The following is an 18,214-nucleotide window of genomic DNA, read 5'->3' as shown; positions in this document are numbered from 1 at the left end:
CGGTGTCGCGAGTTGCCGCGCGCAGGCTGTGCCCGCGCGGCGTGTGCGAAAGAGTGGGACGGCGGCGCATGGCTTGCAAAACGATGCGCCGCCTGCGTTGCATTGGCGCTTAGAACAGCGCCTCGTCGATTTCCATCAGCGTCTTCGAGCCGGCGCGCGCGGCGCGGATCGTCGAGGCCGTTTCGGGCAGCAGCTTCGCGAAGTAGAAGCGCGCGGTGGCGAGCTTCGACTTGTAGAACGGATCGCCCGACGCTTCGTTGTCGAGCGCGATGCGCGCCATGCGGGCCCAGAAGTACGAGAACACGAGGTGCCCGACCGTGCGCAGATACGGCACGGCGGCGGCGCCGACTTCGTCGGGGTTCTGCATGGCCTTCATGCCGATTTCCATCGTCAGCTTCTGCACCTTGTCGCCGATGTCCGCGAGGGGATTCACGAACTCCTGCATTTCCGGCTTGATGCCTTCTTCCTCGACGAATTCCGTGACGAGCTTGCCGAACTTCTTCAGCTTCGCGCCCATGTCGCCGAGCACCTTGCGGCCCAGCAGATCGAGCGACTGAATCGAGTTCGTGCCTTCGTAGATCATGTTGATGCGCGCGTCGCGCACGTACTGCTCCATGCCCCACTCGGCGATGAAGCCGTGGCCGCCGTAAATCTGCATCGCCATGTTGGTGCCTTCGAACGCGTTGTCCGTCAGGAACGCCTTGATGATGGGCGTGAGCAGCGCGACGAGATCGGCGGCTTCCTTGCGCACGGATTCGTCCGCGTGCGACAGCTCCTTGTCGATATGCAGCGCGGCCCAGTACGTGAACGCGCGCGCGCCTTCGGCATATGCCTTCTGCGTGAGCAGCATGCGGCGTACGTCGGGATGCACGATGATGGGGTCGGCGGCCTTCTCAGGCGCCTTCGGGCCCGTCAGCGAACGCATCTGCAGACGCTCTTTCGCGTACGCCAGCGAATTCTGATACGCAACCTCCGTCAGCCCCAGACCCTGCATGCCGACGCCCAGACGCGCGGCGTTCATCATCACGAACATCGCGTTGAGGCCCTTGTTCGGCTCGCCGACGAGCCAGCCCTTCGCGCCGTCGAGGTTCATCACGCAGGTCGCGTTGCCGTGAATGCCCATCTTGTGTTCGATCGAGCCGCACTTCACGCCGTTGCGCTCGCCGGGATTGCCATTCGCATCGGGGATGAACTTCGGCACGACGAAGAGCGAAATGCCCTTGGTGCCCTGCGGCGCGTCCGGCAGGCGCGCGAGCACCAGGTGAACGATGTTTTCGGCGAGATCGTGCTCACCGCTGGAGATGAAAATCTTCGTGCCGCTGATCGCGAACGAGCCGTCGCCGTTCGGTTCCGCCTTCGTGCGCAGGATGCCCAGGTCGGTGCCGCAGTGCGGCTCGGTCAGGCACATCGTGCCCGTCCATTGACCCGACACGAGCTTCGGCAGATACGCCTGCTGCAGTTCCGGCGTGCCGTGCGCGTGCAGGCATTCGTATGCACCATGCGACAGGCCGGGATACATCGTCCACGCCTGGTTCGCCGAGTTCATCATCTCGTACAGCGCGTTGTTGACGAACGCGGGCAGGCCCTGGCCGCCGTACTCGGGATCGCAGCCGAGCGCGGGCCAGCCTGCCTCGACATACTGCCGATACGCTTCCTTGAAGCCCTTCGGTGTGGTGACGACGCCGTCGCCTTCGTATTTGCAGCCTTCCTGGTCGCCGCTCTGGTTCAGCGGGAACAGCACTTCCGAGCAGAACTTGCCGGCTTCCTCCAGCACCTGATTGATCGTCTCGGCGTCGAGATCGGCGTGCTTCGGCATCTGTTTGATCTCGGCTTCGACGTTCAGCAGCTCGTGCAACACGAATTGCATGTCGCGCAGCGGCGCGGCGTACTGTCCCATGAGTCTCTCCAATCAATCCAAAGGTGTTCGCTCGAGCGCCGCTGCCAGTTTTTTGCCGGTCTGGCTAGCTGCTGGCGCTCTCGCTTTGATACGAAACGATCAATTTTTCCAGCGCGGCCCACGTGAGGCGCACGGCATCGGGCAGATGCAGGAAACGTGCGTCATGATGCAGGCCGAGCGTGAAGCTATACAGTTCGAAGAGCATCAGTTGCGGATCGGTTTCCGCGCGCAGATGCCCTTCGTCCATCGCCTGCGAAATGGCTCGCGTGAGCGCCGCGCGCCACATCGTGACGCTCGCGACCAGCTGCTCGCGCACCGCGCTGTCCGCGCGATCGTCGTACTCGACCGCGCCGCTGATGTAGATGCACCCCGTCGTGACTTCCTGGATGCGCTTCTCGATCCAGCGCGAGATCATCGCGCGCAAGCGTGGCAAGCCGCGCGGCTCGCGCAGACTCGGGAAAAACACCTCGTCTTCAAAACGACGGTGATATTCGCGCACCACCTCGACCTGCAGGTCTTCGCGCGACCCGAAATGCGCGAACACCCCGCTTTTGCTCATCTGCATGCGCTCGGCAAGCAGGCCGATGGTCAGACCTTCCAGTCCGTCGCGGCTTGCCAGATCAAGTGCTGCATCGAGAATCGCGGCTCGCGTTTGTTCGCCTTTTCGCATAGCTGTGTACCGTCTGATTTGTGACTGAAGGAAAATCGAACGGTCGTACCATTATTGTGGCCGACCGTCCGCGAAACAAGGACTTTATTAGAAACGGGTTTCTAACCACGCTCCGATTTTCCGTCATTCGTCTATCGGACGATGCGGAATTTTTAGAATCATTCGCCAGAAAGTGCGTTGGGGTTGTCTCGGATTGCCGAAGGCTGTTTTAAACGCCTGGTCTGCTTTTTAATCGTAGCCGCCGACCGTCAGCAGCTTCATGGCGATCCGGTAGGTGTTGTACGCAATCCAGTTCAGCAGGCGCTCGCCAGCGGGTCGCGCCTCGTAATGCTTTTCGTCGATACGGCGCGACTCGTTGAACGCGTTCAGAATGCCCTGACGCAACTGGTCGATTTCGGGATGCAGCACCAGCACGACATTGGCTTCGTTGTTCAGCATCAGGCTGAGCGCGTCGAGATTCGACGAGCCCACGGTGCCCCAGTTCGAATCGACGACAGCGACCTTGCCGTGCAGCATCGTCTTTTCGTACTCGGAAATCTTCACACCCGCCTTCAGCAGCGTCCGGTACAGAAACGGCACCGCGTAGTCGAGCATCGCGAACTCCTTCCTGCCGATCACCAGCCGCACGTCGATGCCGCGCTCCGCCGCGTAGATCAGCGCGCGCCGCAGCTTGCGCCCGGGCATGAAGTAAGGATTGGCGAGCAGCACTTCGGAGCGCGCCTGGCCGATCGCCGTCAGATACGCCTTCTCGATCGTGCGACGGTTGACGAAGTTGTCGCGCGCAACGAATGCGACGCACGGCTCGGCCAGCGCGCGCATGTCGCCCGCGCGTGCGCCGCGGCGCACGCGCACGAAACGCGTGGTCGCGGCCTGCGGCGTCGCGCCGCCGACGGCGGGCCGCGTCAGCGCCGGCCGATGGCCGATGCGGATGCGCTCCCACTGCACATCGAACGCGTCGCGCACGTCGGCCACCACCGGACCGTTCAGTTCGACGGCGAAATCCCAGCGAGGAAACGGCAGGCGCGTGCCGTTCTGGTCGTAGTCGTCGACGATATTGATACCGCCGCAATACGCGTAGGCGTCGTCGACGCAGGCGAGCTTGCGGTGCGTGCGCGAGAACCCGAACCGGCCGAACAGATGCGGGTTGTAGATGCGATGCTCGATGCCCACCGCTTGCCAGTCGGCGAACAGGGGCAGGCGCTGGGTGCCGATGCCGTCGGTGATCACGCGCACGCGCACGCCGCGCGACGCGGCGCGAATCAGGGCGTCCGAGACGGAACGGCCCGCAGCGTCGTCGCAAAAGATATAGGTTTCGAGCGCGACATCGGTTTTGGCTGCTTCGATGCGCTCGATCAGCGCCGCAAAGTACGCCGCGCCCGACGTGAACAGGCGCACCGCGTTGCCCGAACAGAAGCGGTATGTGGACCCGTAGCGCCGACCGGGCAGATGCTGCGCCAGTCGGGCGAAATGGCGGCCGCGGCCGCCGCTCATCGGCAGCGCTCCTTCACGCGCTGCGGCAGTTGCAGGATCGCATCGCGGTTGGACCACGAGAAGCAACGCTCGGCGGCTTCCTGCCACGGCAGCCACAGATGCGACGTGTGCTCGAGCGGCGCGAGCGTCACTTCGAGACGCCGCGGCACCTGCAGACTGAACCAGTGCTCGGTGTTATGCGTGACACCTTCCGCGTAACGATGGCGCCAGGTCGGGAAAATTTCGAACTCGATGTGATGTTGCCAGTCGCAAAGGGCTTCGCGCGGCACCATCTCGCTGCCGACCACGATGCCCGTCTCTTCCGCCACTTCGCGGATCGCCGTCTCGATGAGCGGCTCGTCGATCCGTTCCTTCGAGCCCGTCACCGATTGCCAGAAGGCCTCGCGGTCGGCTCGTTCGATAAGCAGCACGTCGAGTTCGGGCGTGTGAATGACGACAAGAACGGATTCCGGAATCTTCGGCGGTTTCGGCATGGTGATAAAACGGGCGCGGTTTTGCTGATTCGACGGCGCGGTGTATGTCGGACGGCAGAGCTTACAGCGACTGTAACGCAAAAAGCGAAAAAGGCGCGTGACGCGCCTTCTTCGTGGGTTGTTTCGCGCACGCGCCGTTGTTTTAACGACGCACCGCGCGGGTCGAAGCCCTTGTCGTCACATTGACGCCTTCTGCTCGGGCTGGCGCAAACGGATGTGCAGTTCCTTCAACTGACGCTCGTCGACTTCGCTCGGCGCCTGCGTGAGCAGGTCTTGCGCGCGTTGCGTCTTCGGGAATGCGATCACGTCGCGGATCGAGTCGGCGCCCGCCATCATCGTGACGATGCGGTCCAGACCGAACGCGATACCGCCGTGCGGCGGCGCGCCGTACTGAAGGGCGTCCAGCAGGAAGCCGAACTTCAGGCGCGCTTCTTCCGCACCGATCTTCAGCGCGCGGAACACCTTGCTCTGCACGTCTTCCTGGAAGATACGCACGGAACCGCCGCCGATTTCCCAGCCGTTCAGCACGATGTCGTACGCCTTGGCGAGGCAGCGGCCCGGGTCCGTCTCGAGATATTCCAGGTGCTCGTCCTTCGGGCTCGTGAACGGGTGGTGCGCGGCGACGTAACGGTTTTCCTCTTCGTCGTACTCGAACATCGGAAAGTCGACGACCCACAGCGGCTTCCAGCCCGTTTCGACCAGACCGTTCGCCTTACCGAACTCCGAATGGCCGATCTTCAGACGCAGCGCGCCCAGGCTGTCGTTGACGACCTTCGCGCGATCCGCCGCGAAGAAAATGATGTCGCCGTCTTGCGCGCCCGTGCGCTCGATGATCGCGGCGATCGACGCGTCGTGCAGGTTCTTCACGATCGGGCTTTGCAGGCCGTCACGGCCCTTCGCCACTTCGTTGACCTTGATCCACGCGAGGCCCTTCGCGCCGTAGATGCGCACGAATTCGGTGTAGCTGTCGATATCGCCGCGCGACAGTTCGGCGCCCTTCGGCACGCGCAGCGCCGCGACGCGGCCGTCCTTCGTGTTCGCGGGCGTGCTGAACACCTTGAAGTCGACGTCCTTCATCGCGTCCGTCAGTTCCGTGAATTCGAGCTTCACGCGCAGGTCCGGCTTGTCCGAACCGAAACGGCTCATGGCTTCCGAATACGGCATCACGGCGAACTTCGCGTCCAGCTCCACGCCGATGGTTTCCTTGAACACGTGACGCGTCATGTCTTCGAACAGATCGCGGATCTCCTGCTCGCCCAGGAACGACGTTTCGCAGTCGATCTGCGTGAATTCCGGCTGACGGTCGGCGCGCAGGTCTTCGTCGCGGAAGCACTTGGTGATCTGGTAGTAACGGTCGAAGTTCGCGACCATCAGCAGCTGCTTGAAAAGCTGCGGCGACTGCGGCAACGCGAAGAACTGGCCGGCGTTCACACGCGACGGCACGAGGTAATCGCGCGCGCCTTCGGGCGTGCTCTTGGTCAGCATCGGCGTTTCGATGTCGATGAAGCCGCGCGAGTCGAGGTACTTGCGCACTTCCATCGCGACGCGGTAACGCAGGCGCAGGTTGTGCTGCATCTGCGGACGGCGCAGGTCGAGCACGCGATGCGTGAGCGCGTGGTCTCCGACAGGTTGTCGTCGTCGAGCTGGAACGGCGGCGTCACCGACGCGTTCAGCACGTTCAGTTCGTGGCACAGCACTTCGATCTTGCCGCTCTTCAGGCCGGCATTGGTCGTGCCTTCCGGACGGTTGCGCACGACGCCCTTGACCTGCACGCAGAACTCGTTGCGCACGCCTTCGGCCGTCTTGAACATCTCGGCGCGGTCCGGGTCGCAGACGACCTGAACGAGGCCTTCGCGGTCGCGCAGGTCGATGAAGATAACGCCGCCGTGGTCGCGGCGCCGGCTCACCCAGCCGCACAGCGAGACGGTTTGACCCAGCAGGTGTTCGGTCACCAGACCGCAGTATTCAGATCTCATCGACATGATGTTTGTCTTTCGTTTTGCATTGGTTGATCGGCGCGCGCCGCACAGCGTGGCGGGCGGCGCGCGCCGGCATTACAGCGGTGGCTCGACGGGCGTGCGGCGCTCCGGCGCCGGCTGATTCGTGGGCGGAGCAACAACGCCCATCGAGACGATGTACTTGAGTGCGGCGTCGACGGTCATGTCGAGCTCGATCACTTCGCTTTTCGGCACCATCAGGAAGAAGCCGGACGTCGGGTTCGGCGTGGTCGGCACATAGACGCTGACGTGGTCTTCCTTCAGGTGGTTGACGACGTCGCCGCCGGGAATGCCCGTCAGAAACCCGATGGTGTAGGAGCCTTTGCGCGGATACTCGATCAGCAGCGCCTTGCGGAACGCATTGCCGCTCGACGACAGCAGCGTGTCGGACACCTGCTTGACGCTGGTATAGATAGGACCGACGACGGGAATGCGCGCGACGATCAGTTCCCACCAGCCGACCAGCTTCTGCCCAACGAAGTTCTGCGTCAATAGCCCGACGACAAAAATGAACGCGAGAGTCAGCACGGCGCCGAGGCCGGGCAGACGGAAGCCGAACAGGCGCTCCGGCTGCCACGCGGACGGTAGCAGCAGCAGGGTCTGATCCATCGTGCCAATGATCAGACCCAGCACCCACAGCGTGATGGCAAGCGGCACCAGCACCAGCAGGCCCGTCAGAAACACCGATTTGAGCGTCGTTTTTTTTCGTCGTCATGTGTACCGCCAGAAATCCGCGCGAACCCCTTGCGCGGCGTCTACGTCACTTTGCAAGTGGCGAAACCGCTAGCTGCCCGAACTGCTGGCGGGCGCCGCCGCCGCGGTGGGCGCGGCTGCGGGCGCGCTCGCCGGGGCGCTCGCGGGTTGGCTCGAAGAGGCAGCGCTGTCGGACGAGGCCGTTTCGGGCTTGCTATCCGTCTTGCCGGCTGCGGCACCCGCGCCGTTGTTGCCGGAAGCACCGCCCGAACTGCCGCCGCGGAAATCCGTGACGTACCAGCCCGAGCCCTTCAGCTGGAAGCCGGCAGCTGTGACCTGCTTGCGAAATGCATCGGCATTGCACTCTGGGCATTGCGTCAGCGGTGCGTCGCTCATTTTCTGGAGCACGTCCTTCGCGAAGCCGCATGACTCGCAACGATAAGCGTAGATCGGCATGACCTTGTCCCTACAGAAATCTCTTTGAACGCTTGCAAAGCCTTGAATTATAGCCGCAAACGATGGCTCGCCCCGGAATTCGGGGGAAACGGCCGGCGCAGCCGTCACCCAGTTAGATAAGGGCGCAGACGCCCGAGATCAAGTCCTTGCTGCACCGCGGCGACGCCACGTCAGCCAGCGCTCACGCCCGGCGAAGACGGGAATCGAATCGGTAACAGGCTCATCTTCGAGCAGTTCGAAATGCGGCAGCAGCAGCGCATCGAGATCGGCGCGCTCGATACCGAACGGCGGACCTTTCGGCGTCGCGCCGACGAAAAAGAAGCCTGCCAGCAACGTGCCGCCCGGCAGCAAGGCCGCCATGTGCGCCGCATAGTCGTCGCGCCGCTGAGGCGGCAGCGCGCACAGAAACGCGCGCTCGTAGATCCAGCCGGGCTCGAACGGTGGCCGGTATGTGAAGAAATCAGCCTCTTTCACCACGCCGGCATGCGCTCCCAACTGGGCGCGCGCCGCTTCGACCGCCTTCGGCGCAAAGTCGATCGCGCGAACCAACCACCCTTTTTCCGCCAGCCACCATGCCTCATGCGCGCTACCGCAGCCGGGAATCAGGACGGGCATTGGCGTATGCCGTTCGACGAACGACTTGAACGCGGACGGCACGCCCGCTTGGTCCCACGGCGTGAAACCGCGCTCGAAGCGCTCATCCCAGAAGCCGGGCGCGTTCGGATCGCGCGTCTCGAAGTCGGGTACGGCGGGAGGAACAGTTGGCTTGGAGTCGCTCATCGGCATGCCTTTTTCGACGCGTTCAGTAACCGCCGTATGCAATGGCCAGCCACGCGCGAGCCAGCACCGCGCCAACGCCCACCGCCACGCCGAACATCAGCAGCCCCTGCAACAGCCGGTTGGTGCGCTTCTGCTCCAGCAGGATCTGGCGGATGGTTTCGTCGTTGATGCCACGCTGCTGCACGTCGTGACGTTGCGCCAGCGCGTGATGGATGAGGCGCGGCAACTGCGGCAGCGTCTTGCTCCACTGCGGCGCTTCAATCTTGAGCCGTTCATACCAGCCTTTCGCGCCGATCTGCTCATTCATCCAGCGCTCCAGATACGGCTTGGCCGTCTTCCACAAGTCGAGCTCCGGATCGAGCGAACGGCCCAGGCCCTCCACGTTGAGCATCGTCTTTTGCAGCAGCACCAGTTGCGGCTGGATTTCGACGTTGAAGCGGCGCGACGTCGAGAACAGCCGCATCAGCACCTGGCCGAGCGAAATGTCCTTGAGCGCGCGATCGAAATACGGCTCGCAGACCGCGCGGATCGCGCTTTCGAGTTCTTCTACACGCGTCGTGGCGGGCACCCAGCCCGACTCCAGATGCAGCGTCGCGACGCGGTGGTAGTCGCGCTTGAAGAACGCGAGAAAATTCTGCGCCAGATAGTTCTTATCGAAATCTGACAACGCGCCGATGATCCCGAAATCCAGCGCGATGTAACGCCCGAAATGCGCCGGATCGAGACTCACCTGGATGTTGCCCGGGTGCATGTCCGCATGGAAAAACCCATCGCGGAACACCTGTGTAAAGAAGATTTCGACACCCTCGCGCGCGAGCTTCGGGATATCGACGCCGGCCGCACGCAGCGTGTCGACCTGACTGATGGGAACGCCGACCATCCGCTCCATGACGAGCACATTGGCCGTGCAGTACTCCCAGTACATTTCGGGCACCAGCAGCAGATCGAGGCCGGCGAAGTTGCGTCGCAGCTGGCTGCCGTTTGCCGCCTCGCGCATCAGGTCGAGTTCGTCGTGCAGATACTTGTCGAATTCAGCGACCACTTCACGCGGCTTCAGGCGCTTGCCGTCGGCCCACAGGCGCTCGGCCCACACGGCAATGTCGCGCAGCAGCGCGAGATCGGAATCGATCACGGGCAGCATGTTCGGCCGCAGTACCTTCACGGCGACCTGTTTTCCGGCGTGCTGACCGGTTTTCAGCGTCGCGAAGTGCACCTGCGCGATCGACGCGCTCGCTACGGGCACGCGCTCGAAATCGTTGAAGATGGTATCGACGGGCGCGCCCAGCGATTTTTCGATGATGGCAATAGCGACGGCCGAGTCGAACGGCGGGACCTGGTCTTGCAGCTTCGCCAGTTCGACGGCGATGTCGGGGCGCAGCAGGTCGCGGCGCGTTGACAGCACCTGGCCGAACTTGACGAAGATCGGCCCCAGGCTTTCGAGCGCCAGACGCAGCCGCTCGCCCGGCGGCTGTTCGAACTTGCGGCCGATCGTGGTGATACGCAGCAACAGACGCACGCGGCGATCGTTGACGCGGCTCAGCATCATCTCGTCGAGGCCGAAGCGGATGACCGTAAAAAAGATCTTGAGGAAACGCAGAAAACGCATGGTTGAGCCCGGTGACTAGCGCGTGCCGCGCGACGTGGCGGCGCCGCCCGGCGCGTCTGCGCCTCGGGCTTCGACCTTCTGTTCGAGACGCTCGACGCGCTTTTCAACACGCGCGAGTGCATCGCGGGCGCGCGCCAGTTCGGCATTGAAGTCGTCGAGCGCGGCGCGCCGCACGAGTTGCGGGTTTTCGTCCAGCAGATACTCGGCAACCGATTCGACCAGATTTCGACCTGTACGCAGCGCGTGATCGCCGACCGTGCGCGCAACTGTCGCGATGCGCCAGGCGGGCCCGTCGCCAATCAGCCTGGCCAGATCTTCTTCCGGCTCCCAGCGCAGATGTTCGGCCAGCTTCGCGATGGCCGTCGCGAACTCCGCGTCGCCTTCGATCTTCACGTGCTTCATCACGGCCGCCTGGCCGCCCTGCACAAACGCAGGTACGGCGTCGGCGGGCACGGCGACGGTGACGTCGAATGCGTGCGCTTCGCTTTCGTCGACGGCGCTCAGATAACCGTCCGGCTGCACCAGCAGGATCAGCGTGACGGGTGGACAGGCGAGCCGCGCGGTCTTGCCGGCATATGGGGTGAGGCGTTCGCGCGCCCACGATTCGCGAGCGAGCAGATGGTTGACGGCAGCAGCGAAGGGCTTGGCGGCAAGGGTCATCGGCAGTGGAAAGAGAAAACCCGCGCCGGCGAGTGCCGACGCGGGTTCCCATTGTAACGTCCGTTCGCTTCGGGACTGCCTCTGCCGAACGGCTAATCCGTTACGGGATCAATGATGATTGACCTGCTGGATGCCCGCGAGCAGCCAGCCTTCACCCGTACGCTTGCTGAGGTTCCAGATTTCCTCGAACGGCTCGGCCGCGCCGCCCGACGTTTCGCGGATCAGGCCGTGGAAACGCACGCTCGCGAGGTACTCGTTGCCGCGATCCTCGACGCCCAACAGGTCGGCGTCCAGTTTGACGACGTCGGTCTGGTTCTTCTCGGCGCCGCGCGAAGCCAGGTCCACGCGCACTTCGGCGAACATTTCAGGCGTGGTGAATTCGCGGATATCGTCCATATTGCCCGCGTCCCAGGCGGCCTGCAGGCGCACGAAGTACACCTTTGCGTTGCGCAGGAAGGACTCGGAATCGAAGCCCGCCGGAACGGTCGGCGTCGCGGCGACGTCAGGCGTGGTCAGCGGATTGCCTTGCGGCCCGAGGTACGAACCCGAGGGCGGCGCCGTGTAGCGCGGCTCCTGCGAGTAGCCCGTGCCGCCCGCATTCAGCGTCGGTGCACTGCCGGCGTAGGCGGGCGACTGCGTGTCGCGCTTGCGGCCGAGGAACTTGCGGATCAGCCAGATTGCGACGAACGCGATCAGCGCAATCACGATCATGTTCGCCATCATGCCGGCGAACGCTTCGCCCAGACCGAAGTGCGACAGCAGCGCCGCGATGCCGAGCCCCGCCGCGAGACCGGCGATCGGCCCCAGCCAGCGCGAGCGGTTAGGCTGCGCGGCGGGCGTGGGCGGCGGCGTGGCGGGACGCTGCTGCTGCATTGCCTGCGACGGCGCGCCGGGCGATTGCGACGGCGACGGCGCCGTCTGCTGATGAGGCTGCGTAATGTTCGACTGCTGGCGACCGACGCTTCGGCCGCCGCCCATGCGTTTCGCTTCGGCGTCGAACGACGCGAGTGTGCTGACGGAAATCAGGCCGACCATCGCGATCAGTCCGATTCTCCTCGCCCACGCACCTCTAACATTACAACGAGATAACAGATTCGAACCGGACATTTTTGCAATTTCCTTTAAAAACGAGAGGTTAGGGACGTCAGTATTTTGTCCCCACGTGTAAAGCTACCACACCAGCTGACAAATTGTAATATTTGACGGCGTCGAGGCCAGCTTGTTCCATCATCGTTTTTAAAGTTTCCTGGTCCGGATGCATGCGGATCGATTCGGCCAGGTAGCGGTAGCTGTCGGCGTCCTTCGCAAAGCGCTCGCCGAGCCACGGCAGCACCTTGAACGAATACACATCGTAGGCTTTTTTCAGCGGGTCCCACACCTTTGAGAATTCCAGCACGAGCAAACGCCCAGCCGGTTTCAGGACGCGCCGCATTTCGGCGAGCGCCATGTCCTTGTGCGTCATGTTGCGCAAGCCGAATGCCACCGTCACCACATCGAAGTAATTGTCCGGGAACGGGATCTTCTCCGCGTCGCAGAGCAGCGTCGGCGTGATGATGCCTTTGTCGATCAGGCGGTCGCGGCCCACGCGCAGCATCGATTCGTTGATGTCCGTGTGCCAGACTTCGCCCGTGTCGCCCGCCTGCTTCGCGAAGGCTTTAGACAGGTCGCCCGTGCCGCCCGCGATGTCGAGCACCTTGTAGCCCGGCCGCACGTTCGCCTGCGCGATCGTGAACGCCTTCCACGCGCGGTGCATCCCGCCCGACATCAGGTCGTTCATCAGGTCATAGTTGGAGGCGACCGAGTGGAACACGCCGGCCACTTTCTTCGCTTTTTCCTGTTCGTCGACTGTCTGATAGCCGAAGTGGGTTTTGGTCATCGCGCTTCGTCCTTTCGCTTATTCTGTGAAATTTGTTTCGCCGCGTCGGGCGGCCGCCCCGCGGTCGGCCGCCCCGCGGATCGTATCAGTGTCTGTGGCCGTGCGCAGGGCCGGACGCGGGCATCGGCGCGTCCCGGTCGACGCCTGCCGCATTCAGTTTGGCGAAATAGTCGGCCCAGAGTTCATCCTGACGGGTCGCCAGTTCCCAGAGCAGATCCCAGGAATAGATGCCCGTGTTGTGGCCGTCGGAGAACGTGGGTTGCAGCGCGTAATTGCCGACGCCTTCCAGCGCGACGATCGACACGTCGCGCTTGCCCGTCTGCAGCGTTTCCTGCCCCGGACCATGGCCGCGCACCTCCGCCGATGGCGAATACACGCGCATCAGCTCGAACGGCACGCGGTAACTGTTGCCGTCCGCGTACTGCAGTTCGAGCACGCGCGAGACGGCATGAACGACGACGCCGGTCGGGACCGGCGTGTCGGGTTTCAGTCCACTCATGATGACCTCAGGCGAGAGCGGTTTCGATTTCGCCGCGCACCGCTTCGCGCAGCAACGTTGACTTCGCGCGGCGCTGCGACAGCATCGCCTCGGACACCGTGCGCTGACGCGGCGCCCAGATGGGCAGCGGGAAATGCGCGTCGTTGGAAAACCGCGGAATGACATGCCAATGCACGTGCGGCACCTGGTTGCCGAGGCTCGCGAGGTTCACCTTGACGGGTTGCAGGATGCGCCGGATCGCGCGCTCGACGGCGTAGACCACGCGCATCACGTGATCGCGCTCGCGCTCGCCGAGATCGGAAAATTCGGCCACGTGCGTGTTCCAGATGACCCGGCAAAAGCCGGGATAGTCGTGTTCGTCGGCAAGGACGACACGCAGCGTGTCGTCCTGCCACAGTATGTCGCCGCCGTCTTCGCGGCAGAAGATACAGTCCATCGTCGTCCTCGGGCGGGTACCTTATCGTGCCATTAGACCAGCACGCGCTCGATTCCGCCATTGTTCGCGCGCTGCACGTAGTCGGCCATCCAGTTCTCGCCGAGCACGTGCCGCGCGATTTCGACCACGATGTAGTCCGCTTCGACGTTCGCGTCTTCGTTGTAGCGCGACAGGCCCTGCAGGCACGATGGGCAGCTCGTCAGGATCTTGACGTCGGTCGGCGAGCCGTTCGCACCATTCGCGCCGTTCGGCTGCGGGCCGTCGCCCGCCTTCAGCACCGAGCCGGCGGGTGCGCCCGCCGCGCCTGCCGCCGCGTTCGCCATGTTGATCGCGTTCGCGCCTGCATCGGCGACGACGGGAATGCCGCGCAGCTTCGCCGCGCCCTTGCGGATTTCCTCTTCCTTGCGAAAGCGCACCTGCGTCGAAATGTCGGGACGCGTAACCGCGAGCGTGCCCGACTCGCCGCAGCAGCGGTCGTTCTTCTCGATGCGGTAGCCGTCGTTCTTCTCGGTGCCCATCAGTTCGTTGACGAGCTTGACGGGGTCCATCGTCTTGATCGGCGTGTGGCACGGGTCGTGGTACATGTAACGCGTGCCCGTCACGCCGTCGAGCTTGATGCCTTTCTCCAGCAGGAACTCGTGGATGTCGATGATGCGGCAGCCGGGGAAGATCTTGTCGAATTCGTACCCGGCGAGCTGGTCGTAGCACGTGCCGCACGACACCACCACGGTCTTGATGTCGAGATAGTTCAGCGTGTTGGCAACGCGATGGAACAGCACGCGATTGTCGGTCACAATCTGCTCGGCCTTGTCGTACTGGCCCGAGCCGCGCTGCGGATAACCGCAGCACAGATAGCCCGGCGGTAGCACCGTCTGCACGCCCGCTTCCCACAGCATCGCCTGCGTGGCGAGACCGACCTGCGAAAACAGCCGTTCGGAGCCGCAGCCCGGGAAGTAGAACACCGCTTCCGAATCGACGGTCGTCGACTTCGGGTTGCGGATGATCGGGACGATCTTGTTGTCCTCGATGTCGAGCAGCGCACGCGCCGTTTTCTTCGGCAGATTGCCCGGCATCTTCTTGTTGACGAAGTGGATCACCTGCTCGACGACGGGCGGCTTGCCCGTGGTGGCGGGCGGATGCGCCGTCTGCTTCTTGACGATCTTCTTCAGCAGGTCGTTGCCGAAGCGCTGCGCCTTGTAGCCGACGCCCATCATCGCGGTGCGCGCGAGGTTGATGGTCTGCGGATTGGTCGCGTTCAGGAAGAACATGCCCGCCGCGTTGCCCGCGTTGAACTTCTTCTTGCCCATCTTGCGCAGCAGGTTGCGCATGTTCATCGTGACATCGCCGAAGTCGATCTTCACCGGGCACGGCGTGGCGCACTTGTGGCAGACCGTGCAGTGATCGGCGACGTCGTTGAACTCGTCCCAATGCTTGATCGACACGCCGCGGCGCGTCTGTTCTTCGTACAGGAACGCCTCGACCAGCAGCGACGTGGCGAGAATCTTGTTGCGCGGGCTGTACAGCAGGTTCGCGCGCGGCACGTGGGTCGCGCACACGGGCTTGCACTTGCCGCAGCGCAGGCAGTCCTTCACGGAATCCGCGATCGCGCCGATGTCGGACTGCTGCATGATCAGCGATTCGTAGCCCATCAGCCCGAACGACGGCGTGTACGCGTTGCGCAGGTCCGCGCCTTCGAGCAGCTTGCCCGCGTTGAAGCGTCCTTGCGGATCGACGCGCTGCTTGTACGCGCGGAATTCGCCGATTTCGTCGTCGGTCAGGAATTCGAGCTTGGTGATGCCGATGCCGTGCTCGCCGGAAATCACGCCGTCCAGCGAACGCGCGAGCTTCATGATGCGCGCCACGGCGGTATGCGCATCCTGCAGCATCTCGTAGTTGTCGGAGTTGACGGGGATGTTCGTGTGAACGTTGCCGTCGCCCGCGTGCATGTGAAGCGCGACGAACACGCGGCCGCGCAGCACGTGCTTATGGATGGCCTGCGCTTCGTCGAGGATCGGCTTGAACTCGCCGCCGTTGAAGATCTGGCGCAGTTCGGCGCGAATTTCCTGCTTCCACGACACGCGCACCGTGCGATCCTGGACGATATGGAACACGTTCGCGTCCGGCTGATCGTCGACGCGGTCCGCGAATTTCTCCGCGAGGCCCGCGTAGCCGAGTCCAACCAGATAGTGCTGCGCCTCGCGCAACGACAGATCGAGCTTGTCGCGCAGGAATTCCCAACGCTTCTTCACGTGGCCAAGCAGTTCGAGCGCCTGATGCACGCGGTCTTCGAGCAGCTCCGCGCTGGGGATTTCGTTCGCGTCGTCGGTCTTGCCGAGCGGCAGCTTGCCCGCCTTGAAGAACGCTTCGAGCGCATCGACCAGTTGCAGCTTGTTCTTGATCGACAGTTCGATGTTGATGCGCTCGATGCCGTCCGTGTACTCGCCCATGCGATTGAGCGGAATCACCACGTCTTCGTTGATCTTGAACGCGTTCGTGTGCTTCGCGATTGCCGCCGTGCGGCTGCGGTCGAGCCAGAAGCGCTTGCGGGCCTCGGCGCTGACCGCGACGAAACCTTCGCCGCTCTTGCCGTTGGCCATGCGGATCACTTCCGAGGTCGCGGCGGCCACGGCATCGGCATTGTCGCCGACGATGTCGCCGATCAGCACCATCTTCGGAAACGCGTTGCGCTTGCTCTTGGTCGCATAGCCGACGGCGCGCAGATAACGCTCGTCGAGGTGTTCGAGGCCCGCGAGAATCGCGCCGCCCTCTTTCGACGTTTCGAACAGATAGTCCTTGATTTCGACGATGCTCGGAATCGCTTCGCGCGCCTGGCCGAAGAATTCGAGGCAAACCGTGCGCGTGTGCGCGGGCATCTTGTGCAGCACCCAGCGCGCCGACGTGATCAGGCCGTCGCAGCCTTCCTTCTGCACGCCCGGCAGACCCGCGAGGAATTTGTCGGTGACGTCCTTGCCGAGACCTTCCTTGCGAAAGCGCCGGCCTTCGATTTCCAGCGCTTCCGTGCGCAGCAGCTTTTCACCCGGCGCATATTCGCCGTCGAACCACTTCAGCTCGAAGCGCGCGACGGGAATGTCGTGAATCTTGCCGAGATTGTGATCGAGACGCGTGACTTCGAGCCAGTTGCCTTCCGGATCGACCATCCGCCACCAGGCGAGGTTATCGAGCGCCGTGCCCCACAGCACGGCCTTCTTGCCGCCCGCGTTCATCGCGACATTGCCGCCGATGCACGAAGCGTCCAGCGACGTAGGGTCGACGGCGAACACATAGCCCGCCTGCTCGGCCGCTTCCGTCACGCGGCGCGTGACGACGCCCGCGCCGGAGAAAATGGTCGGCACCTTGTGCGCGACGCCGGGCAATTCGGTCAGTTCGACCGCGCCGAGCTGTTCGAGCTTTTCGGTGTTGATGACGGCCGAGAACGGCGTGAGCGGCACCGCGCCGCCCGTGTAGCCCGTGCCGCCGCCGCGCGGAATCACGGTCAGGCCGAGTTCAAAGCACGCCTTGATGAGACCGGCGATCTCCGCTTCCGTGTCCGGCGTCAGCACGACGAACGGATATTCGACGCGCCAGTCGGTCGCGTCCGTCACGTGCGACACGCGCGCCAGGCCGTCGAAGCGGATGTTGTCCTTCTGCGTCTGGCGGCCCAGCACTCGGGTCGCGCGGCGGCGCAACTCGGCCATCTTGTCGAATTCGCCCGCGAATGCATCGACGGCGCGCCGCGCCGCCGCGACCAGCGTCTCGACGCGCGCGGCGCGATCGACGCCCGCTTCGTCGCCATGTTCGACGAGGTCGGCGCGGCGGCGTTTTTCGATTTCCGCGAGACGGTGATTCAGCGCTTCGATCAGCAGCGCGCGGCGCTTCGGATTGTCGAGCAGATCGTCTTGCAGGTAGGGATTGCGGCGCACGACCCAGATGTCGCCCAGCACTTCGTACAGCATGCGCGCCGAGCGGCCCGTGCGGCGCTCGTTACGCAGTTCGTCGAGCGCGGCCCAGGCTTCGTCGCCGAGCAGCCGGATGACGATTTCGCGGTCGGAAAACGACGTGTAGTTATAGGGAATTTCGCGCAGACGCGGTTCGGCATCGGCGGCGACGGTGGCGGCAGCGCCGTTCGGATCGAAAACTTGAGGTGCGTTCATGTTCGGACGATTCGGTAGGTCAGCGATCCGCGCTCATCGCATGTGCGTAACGAGGCGGGCGGATGATCGCTGACAAAGCGCGCGTGGGGCGCAATGCTGGAAATCTTCTAGTGTGCGAAGCCTCGACCGGCGGCCACTGCCCGGGATCGCCGGGGACATGGCAAGGAAGTAAGGGGCCGGTCGCGTCGCGGCGCTCAGATATAGCTACACGATCGTGCATGCCGCACGTGCCGCTGCGCCGCGGGGCGAGCCTCACGCGGGACGGGCATCAAATGGGCGATCCGAGGCTGCCAATGCATCATCCGATCCTTGTTCCAAAATAAGATTCTACCGCATGATCCGCGCGCGCGTTGACGCCGGAATGTCCGTGCGACAAGCCTTTGCGCGTTGGCCTGCCGAAATTCGTCACGAAAATGCCCACGGGCGACCGGCGCGCGCCGGACGCTCGACGCAAGCCGGCGGCAGCGGATTTCTCGACCGTCCGGTCGGCTGGCCGGGTCGCGCGGCGCGCCTTGTCCGTATGGCCGAT

General features: G+C 63.7%; 14 protein-coding genes and 1 pseudogene. All 15 read right to left on the bottom strand.

The genetic code is table 11. The annotated features are described in order from the left end of the window. Positions 1 to 109: 109 nt before the first annotated feature. The 15 genes and pseudogenes from H3V53_RS24870 to H3V53_RS24800 all read right to left on the bottom strand — a co-directional run bounded on the left by H3V53_RS24870 (position 110) and on the right by H3V53_RS24800 (position 17,685). Complete coding sequence (locus H3V53_RS24870; RefSeq protein WP_336600226.1) at positions 110 to 1,897, bottom strand: acyl-CoA dehydrogenase C-terminal domain-containing protein; 1,788 nt, start codon at positions 1,895 to 1,897, stop codon at positions 110 to 112. Positions 1,898 to 1,961: 64 nt separating this feature from the next. Then, positions 1,962 to 2,567: a TetR/AcrR family transcriptional regulator gene (locus H3V53_RS24865; RefSeq protein WP_336600225.1), complete on the bottom strand. Its 606-nt coding sequence runs from the start codon at positions 2,565 to 2,567 to the stop codon at positions 1,962 to 1,964. A 228-nt stretch (positions 2,568 to 2,795) separates the two neighbouring features. Next, complete coding sequence (locus H3V53_RS24860) at positions 2,796 to 4,058, bottom strand: phospholipase D-like domain-containing protein (protein ID WP_336600224.1); 1,263 nt, start codon at positions 4,056 to 4,058, stop codon at positions 2,796 to 2,798. Then, positions 4,055 to 4,531, bottom strand: a complete 477-nt coding sequence (nudB, locus tag H3V53_RS24855) for a dihydroneopterin triphosphate diphosphatase (RefSeq protein ID WP_336600223.1) — start codon at positions 4,529 to 4,531, stop codon at positions 4,055 to 4,057. Before nudB ends, H3V53_RS24860 begins: the two co-directional genes overlap by 4 nt. Before the next feature lie 177 nt (positions 4,532 to 4,708). After that, positions 4,709 to 6,513, bottom strand: a pseudogene (gene aspS, locus H3V53_RS24850) (aspartate--tRNA ligase). A gap of 72 nt (positions 6,514 to 6,585) precedes the next feature. After that, positions 6,586 to 7,212 carry a DUF502 domain-containing protein gene (locus tag H3V53_RS24845; protein WP_336600222.1) on the bottom strand — a complete coding sequence of 209 codons (627 nt, stop codon included), beginning with the start codon at positions 7,210 to 7,212 and terminating at the stop codon, positions 6,586 to 6,588. Between the two features lie 99 nt (positions 7,213 to 7,311). Further along, positions 7,312 to 7,677: an FmdB family zinc ribbon protein gene (locus H3V53_RS24840; protein WP_336600221.1), complete on the bottom strand. Its 366-nt coding sequence runs from the start codon at positions 7,675 to 7,677 to the stop codon at positions 7,312 to 7,314. Between the two features lie 138 nt (positions 7,678 to 7,815). Then, a complete protein-coding gene (locus H3V53_RS24835) occupies positions 7,816 to 8,457 on the bottom strand; it encodes a class I SAM-dependent methyltransferase (protein ID WP_336600220.1) in 642 nt (213 codons plus the stop codon). Positions 8,458 to 8,479: 22 nt separating this feature from the next. Next, complete coding sequence (ubiB, locus tag H3V53_RS24830) at positions 8,480 to 10,063, bottom strand: ubiquinone biosynthesis regulatory protein kinase UbiB (protein WP_054917284.1); 1,584 nt, start codon at positions 10,061 to 10,063, stop codon at positions 8,480 to 8,482. Positions 10,064 to 10,078: 15 nt separating this feature from the next. Beyond that, on the bottom strand, positions 10,079 to 10,723 hold the full coding sequence (locus H3V53_RS24825) for a ubiquinone biosynthesis accessory factor UbiJ (RefSeq protein ID WP_336600219.1): 645 nt from the start codon (positions 10,721 to 10,723) through the stop codon (positions 10,079 to 10,081). A gap of 108 nt (positions 10,724 to 10,831) precedes the next feature. Further along, positions 10,832 to 11,830 carry a TIM44-like domain-containing protein gene (locus H3V53_RS24820; protein ID WP_054917286.1) on the bottom strand — a complete coding sequence of 333 codons (999 nt, stop codon included), beginning with the start codon at positions 11,828 to 11,830 and terminating at the stop codon, positions 10,832 to 10,834. 37 nt (positions 11,831 to 11,867) lie between these two features. Then, the gene (gene ubiE / locus H3V53_RS24815) at positions 11,868 to 12,599 is read right to left on the bottom strand and encodes a bifunctional demethylmenaquinone methyltransferase/2-methoxy-6-polyprenyl-1,4-benzoquinol methylase UbiE (RefSeq protein WP_054917288.1); all 732 of its coding nucleotides are present in this window, start codon (positions 12,597 to 12,599) and stop codon (positions 11,868 to 11,870) included. Positions 12,600 to 12,684: 85 nt separating this feature from the next. Next, complete coding sequence (locus H3V53_RS24810; protein ID WP_054917289.1) at positions 12,685 to 13,098, bottom strand: gamma-butyrobetaine hydroxylase-like domain-containing protein; 414 nt, start codon at positions 13,096 to 13,098, stop codon at positions 12,685 to 12,687. A 7-nt stretch (positions 13,099 to 13,105) separates the two neighbouring features. Further along, positions 13,106 to 13,534: an HIT domain-containing protein gene (locus H3V53_RS24805; protein WP_054917290.1), complete on the bottom strand. Its 429-nt coding sequence runs from the start codon at positions 13,532 to 13,534 to the stop codon at positions 13,106 to 13,108. 32 nt (positions 13,535 to 13,566) lie between these two features. Beyond that, the gene (locus H3V53_RS24800; RefSeq protein WP_336600218.1) at positions 13,567 to 17,685 is read right to left on the bottom strand and encodes an FAD/FMN-binding oxidoreductase; all 4,119 of its coding nucleotides are present in this window, start codon (positions 17,683 to 17,685) and stop codon (positions 13,567 to 13,569) included. Between the last annotated feature and the right edge of the window lie 529 nt (positions 17,686 to 18,214).

It is taken from the genome of Paraburkholderia bengalensis (assembly GCF_037126505.1).
GTDB classification, from domain to species: Bacteria; Pseudomonadota; Gammaproteobacteria; order Burkholderiales; family Burkholderiaceae; genus Paraburkholderia; species Paraburkholderia bengalensis.
This window is presented reverse-complemented; position numbering and strand designations above follow the sequence as displayed.

What these genes read in the sequence shown, in the direction of transcription:
- H3V53_RS24825 (WP_336600219.1), bottom strand. Translation starts at nt 10,723, where the DNA reads ATGACCCTTGCCGCCAAGCCCTTCGCTGCTGCCGTCAACCATCTGCTC.
- H3V53_RS24870 (WP_336600226.1), bottom strand. Translation starts at nt 1,897, where the DNA reads ATGGGACAGTACGCCGCGCCGCTGCGCGACATGCAATTCGTGTTGCAC.
- H3V53_RS24805 (WP_054917290.1), bottom strand. Translation starts at nt 13,534, where the DNA reads ATGGACTGTATCTTCTGCCGCGAAGACGGCGGCGACATACTGTGGCAG.
- H3V53_RS24840 (WP_336600221.1), bottom strand. Translation starts at nt 7,677, where the DNA reads ATGCCGATCTACGCTTATCGTTGCGAGTCATGCGGCTTCGCGAAGGAC.
- ubiB (WP_054917284.1), bottom strand. Translation starts at nt 10,063, where the DNA reads ATGCGTTTTCTGCGTTTCCTCAAGATCTTTTTTACGGTCATCCGCTTC.
- H3V53_RS24820 (WP_054917286.1), bottom strand. Translation starts at nt 11,830, where the DNA reads ATGTCCGGTTCGAATCTGTTATCTCGTTGTAATGTTAGAGGTGCGTGG.
- H3V53_RS24865 (WP_336600225.1), bottom strand. Translation starts at nt 2,567, where the DNA reads ATGCGAAAAGGCGAACAAACGCGAGCCGCGATTCTCGATGCAGCACTT.
- ubiE (WP_054917288.1), bottom strand. Translation starts at nt 12,599, where the DNA reads ATGACCAAAACCCACTTCGGCTATCAGACAGTCGACGAACAGGAAAAA.
- H3V53_RS24835 (WP_336600220.1), bottom strand. Translation starts at nt 8,457, where the DNA reads ATGAGCGACTCCAAGCCAACTGTTCCTCCCGCCGTACCCGACTTCGAG.
- H3V53_RS24810 (WP_054917289.1), bottom strand. Translation starts at nt 13,098, where the DNA reads ATGAGTGGACTGAAACCCGACACGCCGGTCCCGACCGGCGTCGTCGTT.
- H3V53_RS24860 (WP_336600224.1), bottom strand. Translation starts at nt 4,058, where the DNA reads ATGAGCGGCGGCCGCGGCCGCCATTTCGCCCGACTGGCGCAGCATCTG.
- H3V53_RS24800 (WP_336600218.1), bottom strand. Translation starts at nt 17,685, where the DNA reads ATGAACGCACCTCAAGTTTTCGATCCGAACGGCGCTGCCGCCACCGTC.
- nudB (WP_336600223.1), bottom strand. Translation starts at nt 4,531, where the DNA reads ATGCCGAAACCGCCGAAGATTCCGGAATCCGTTCTTGTCGTCATTCAC.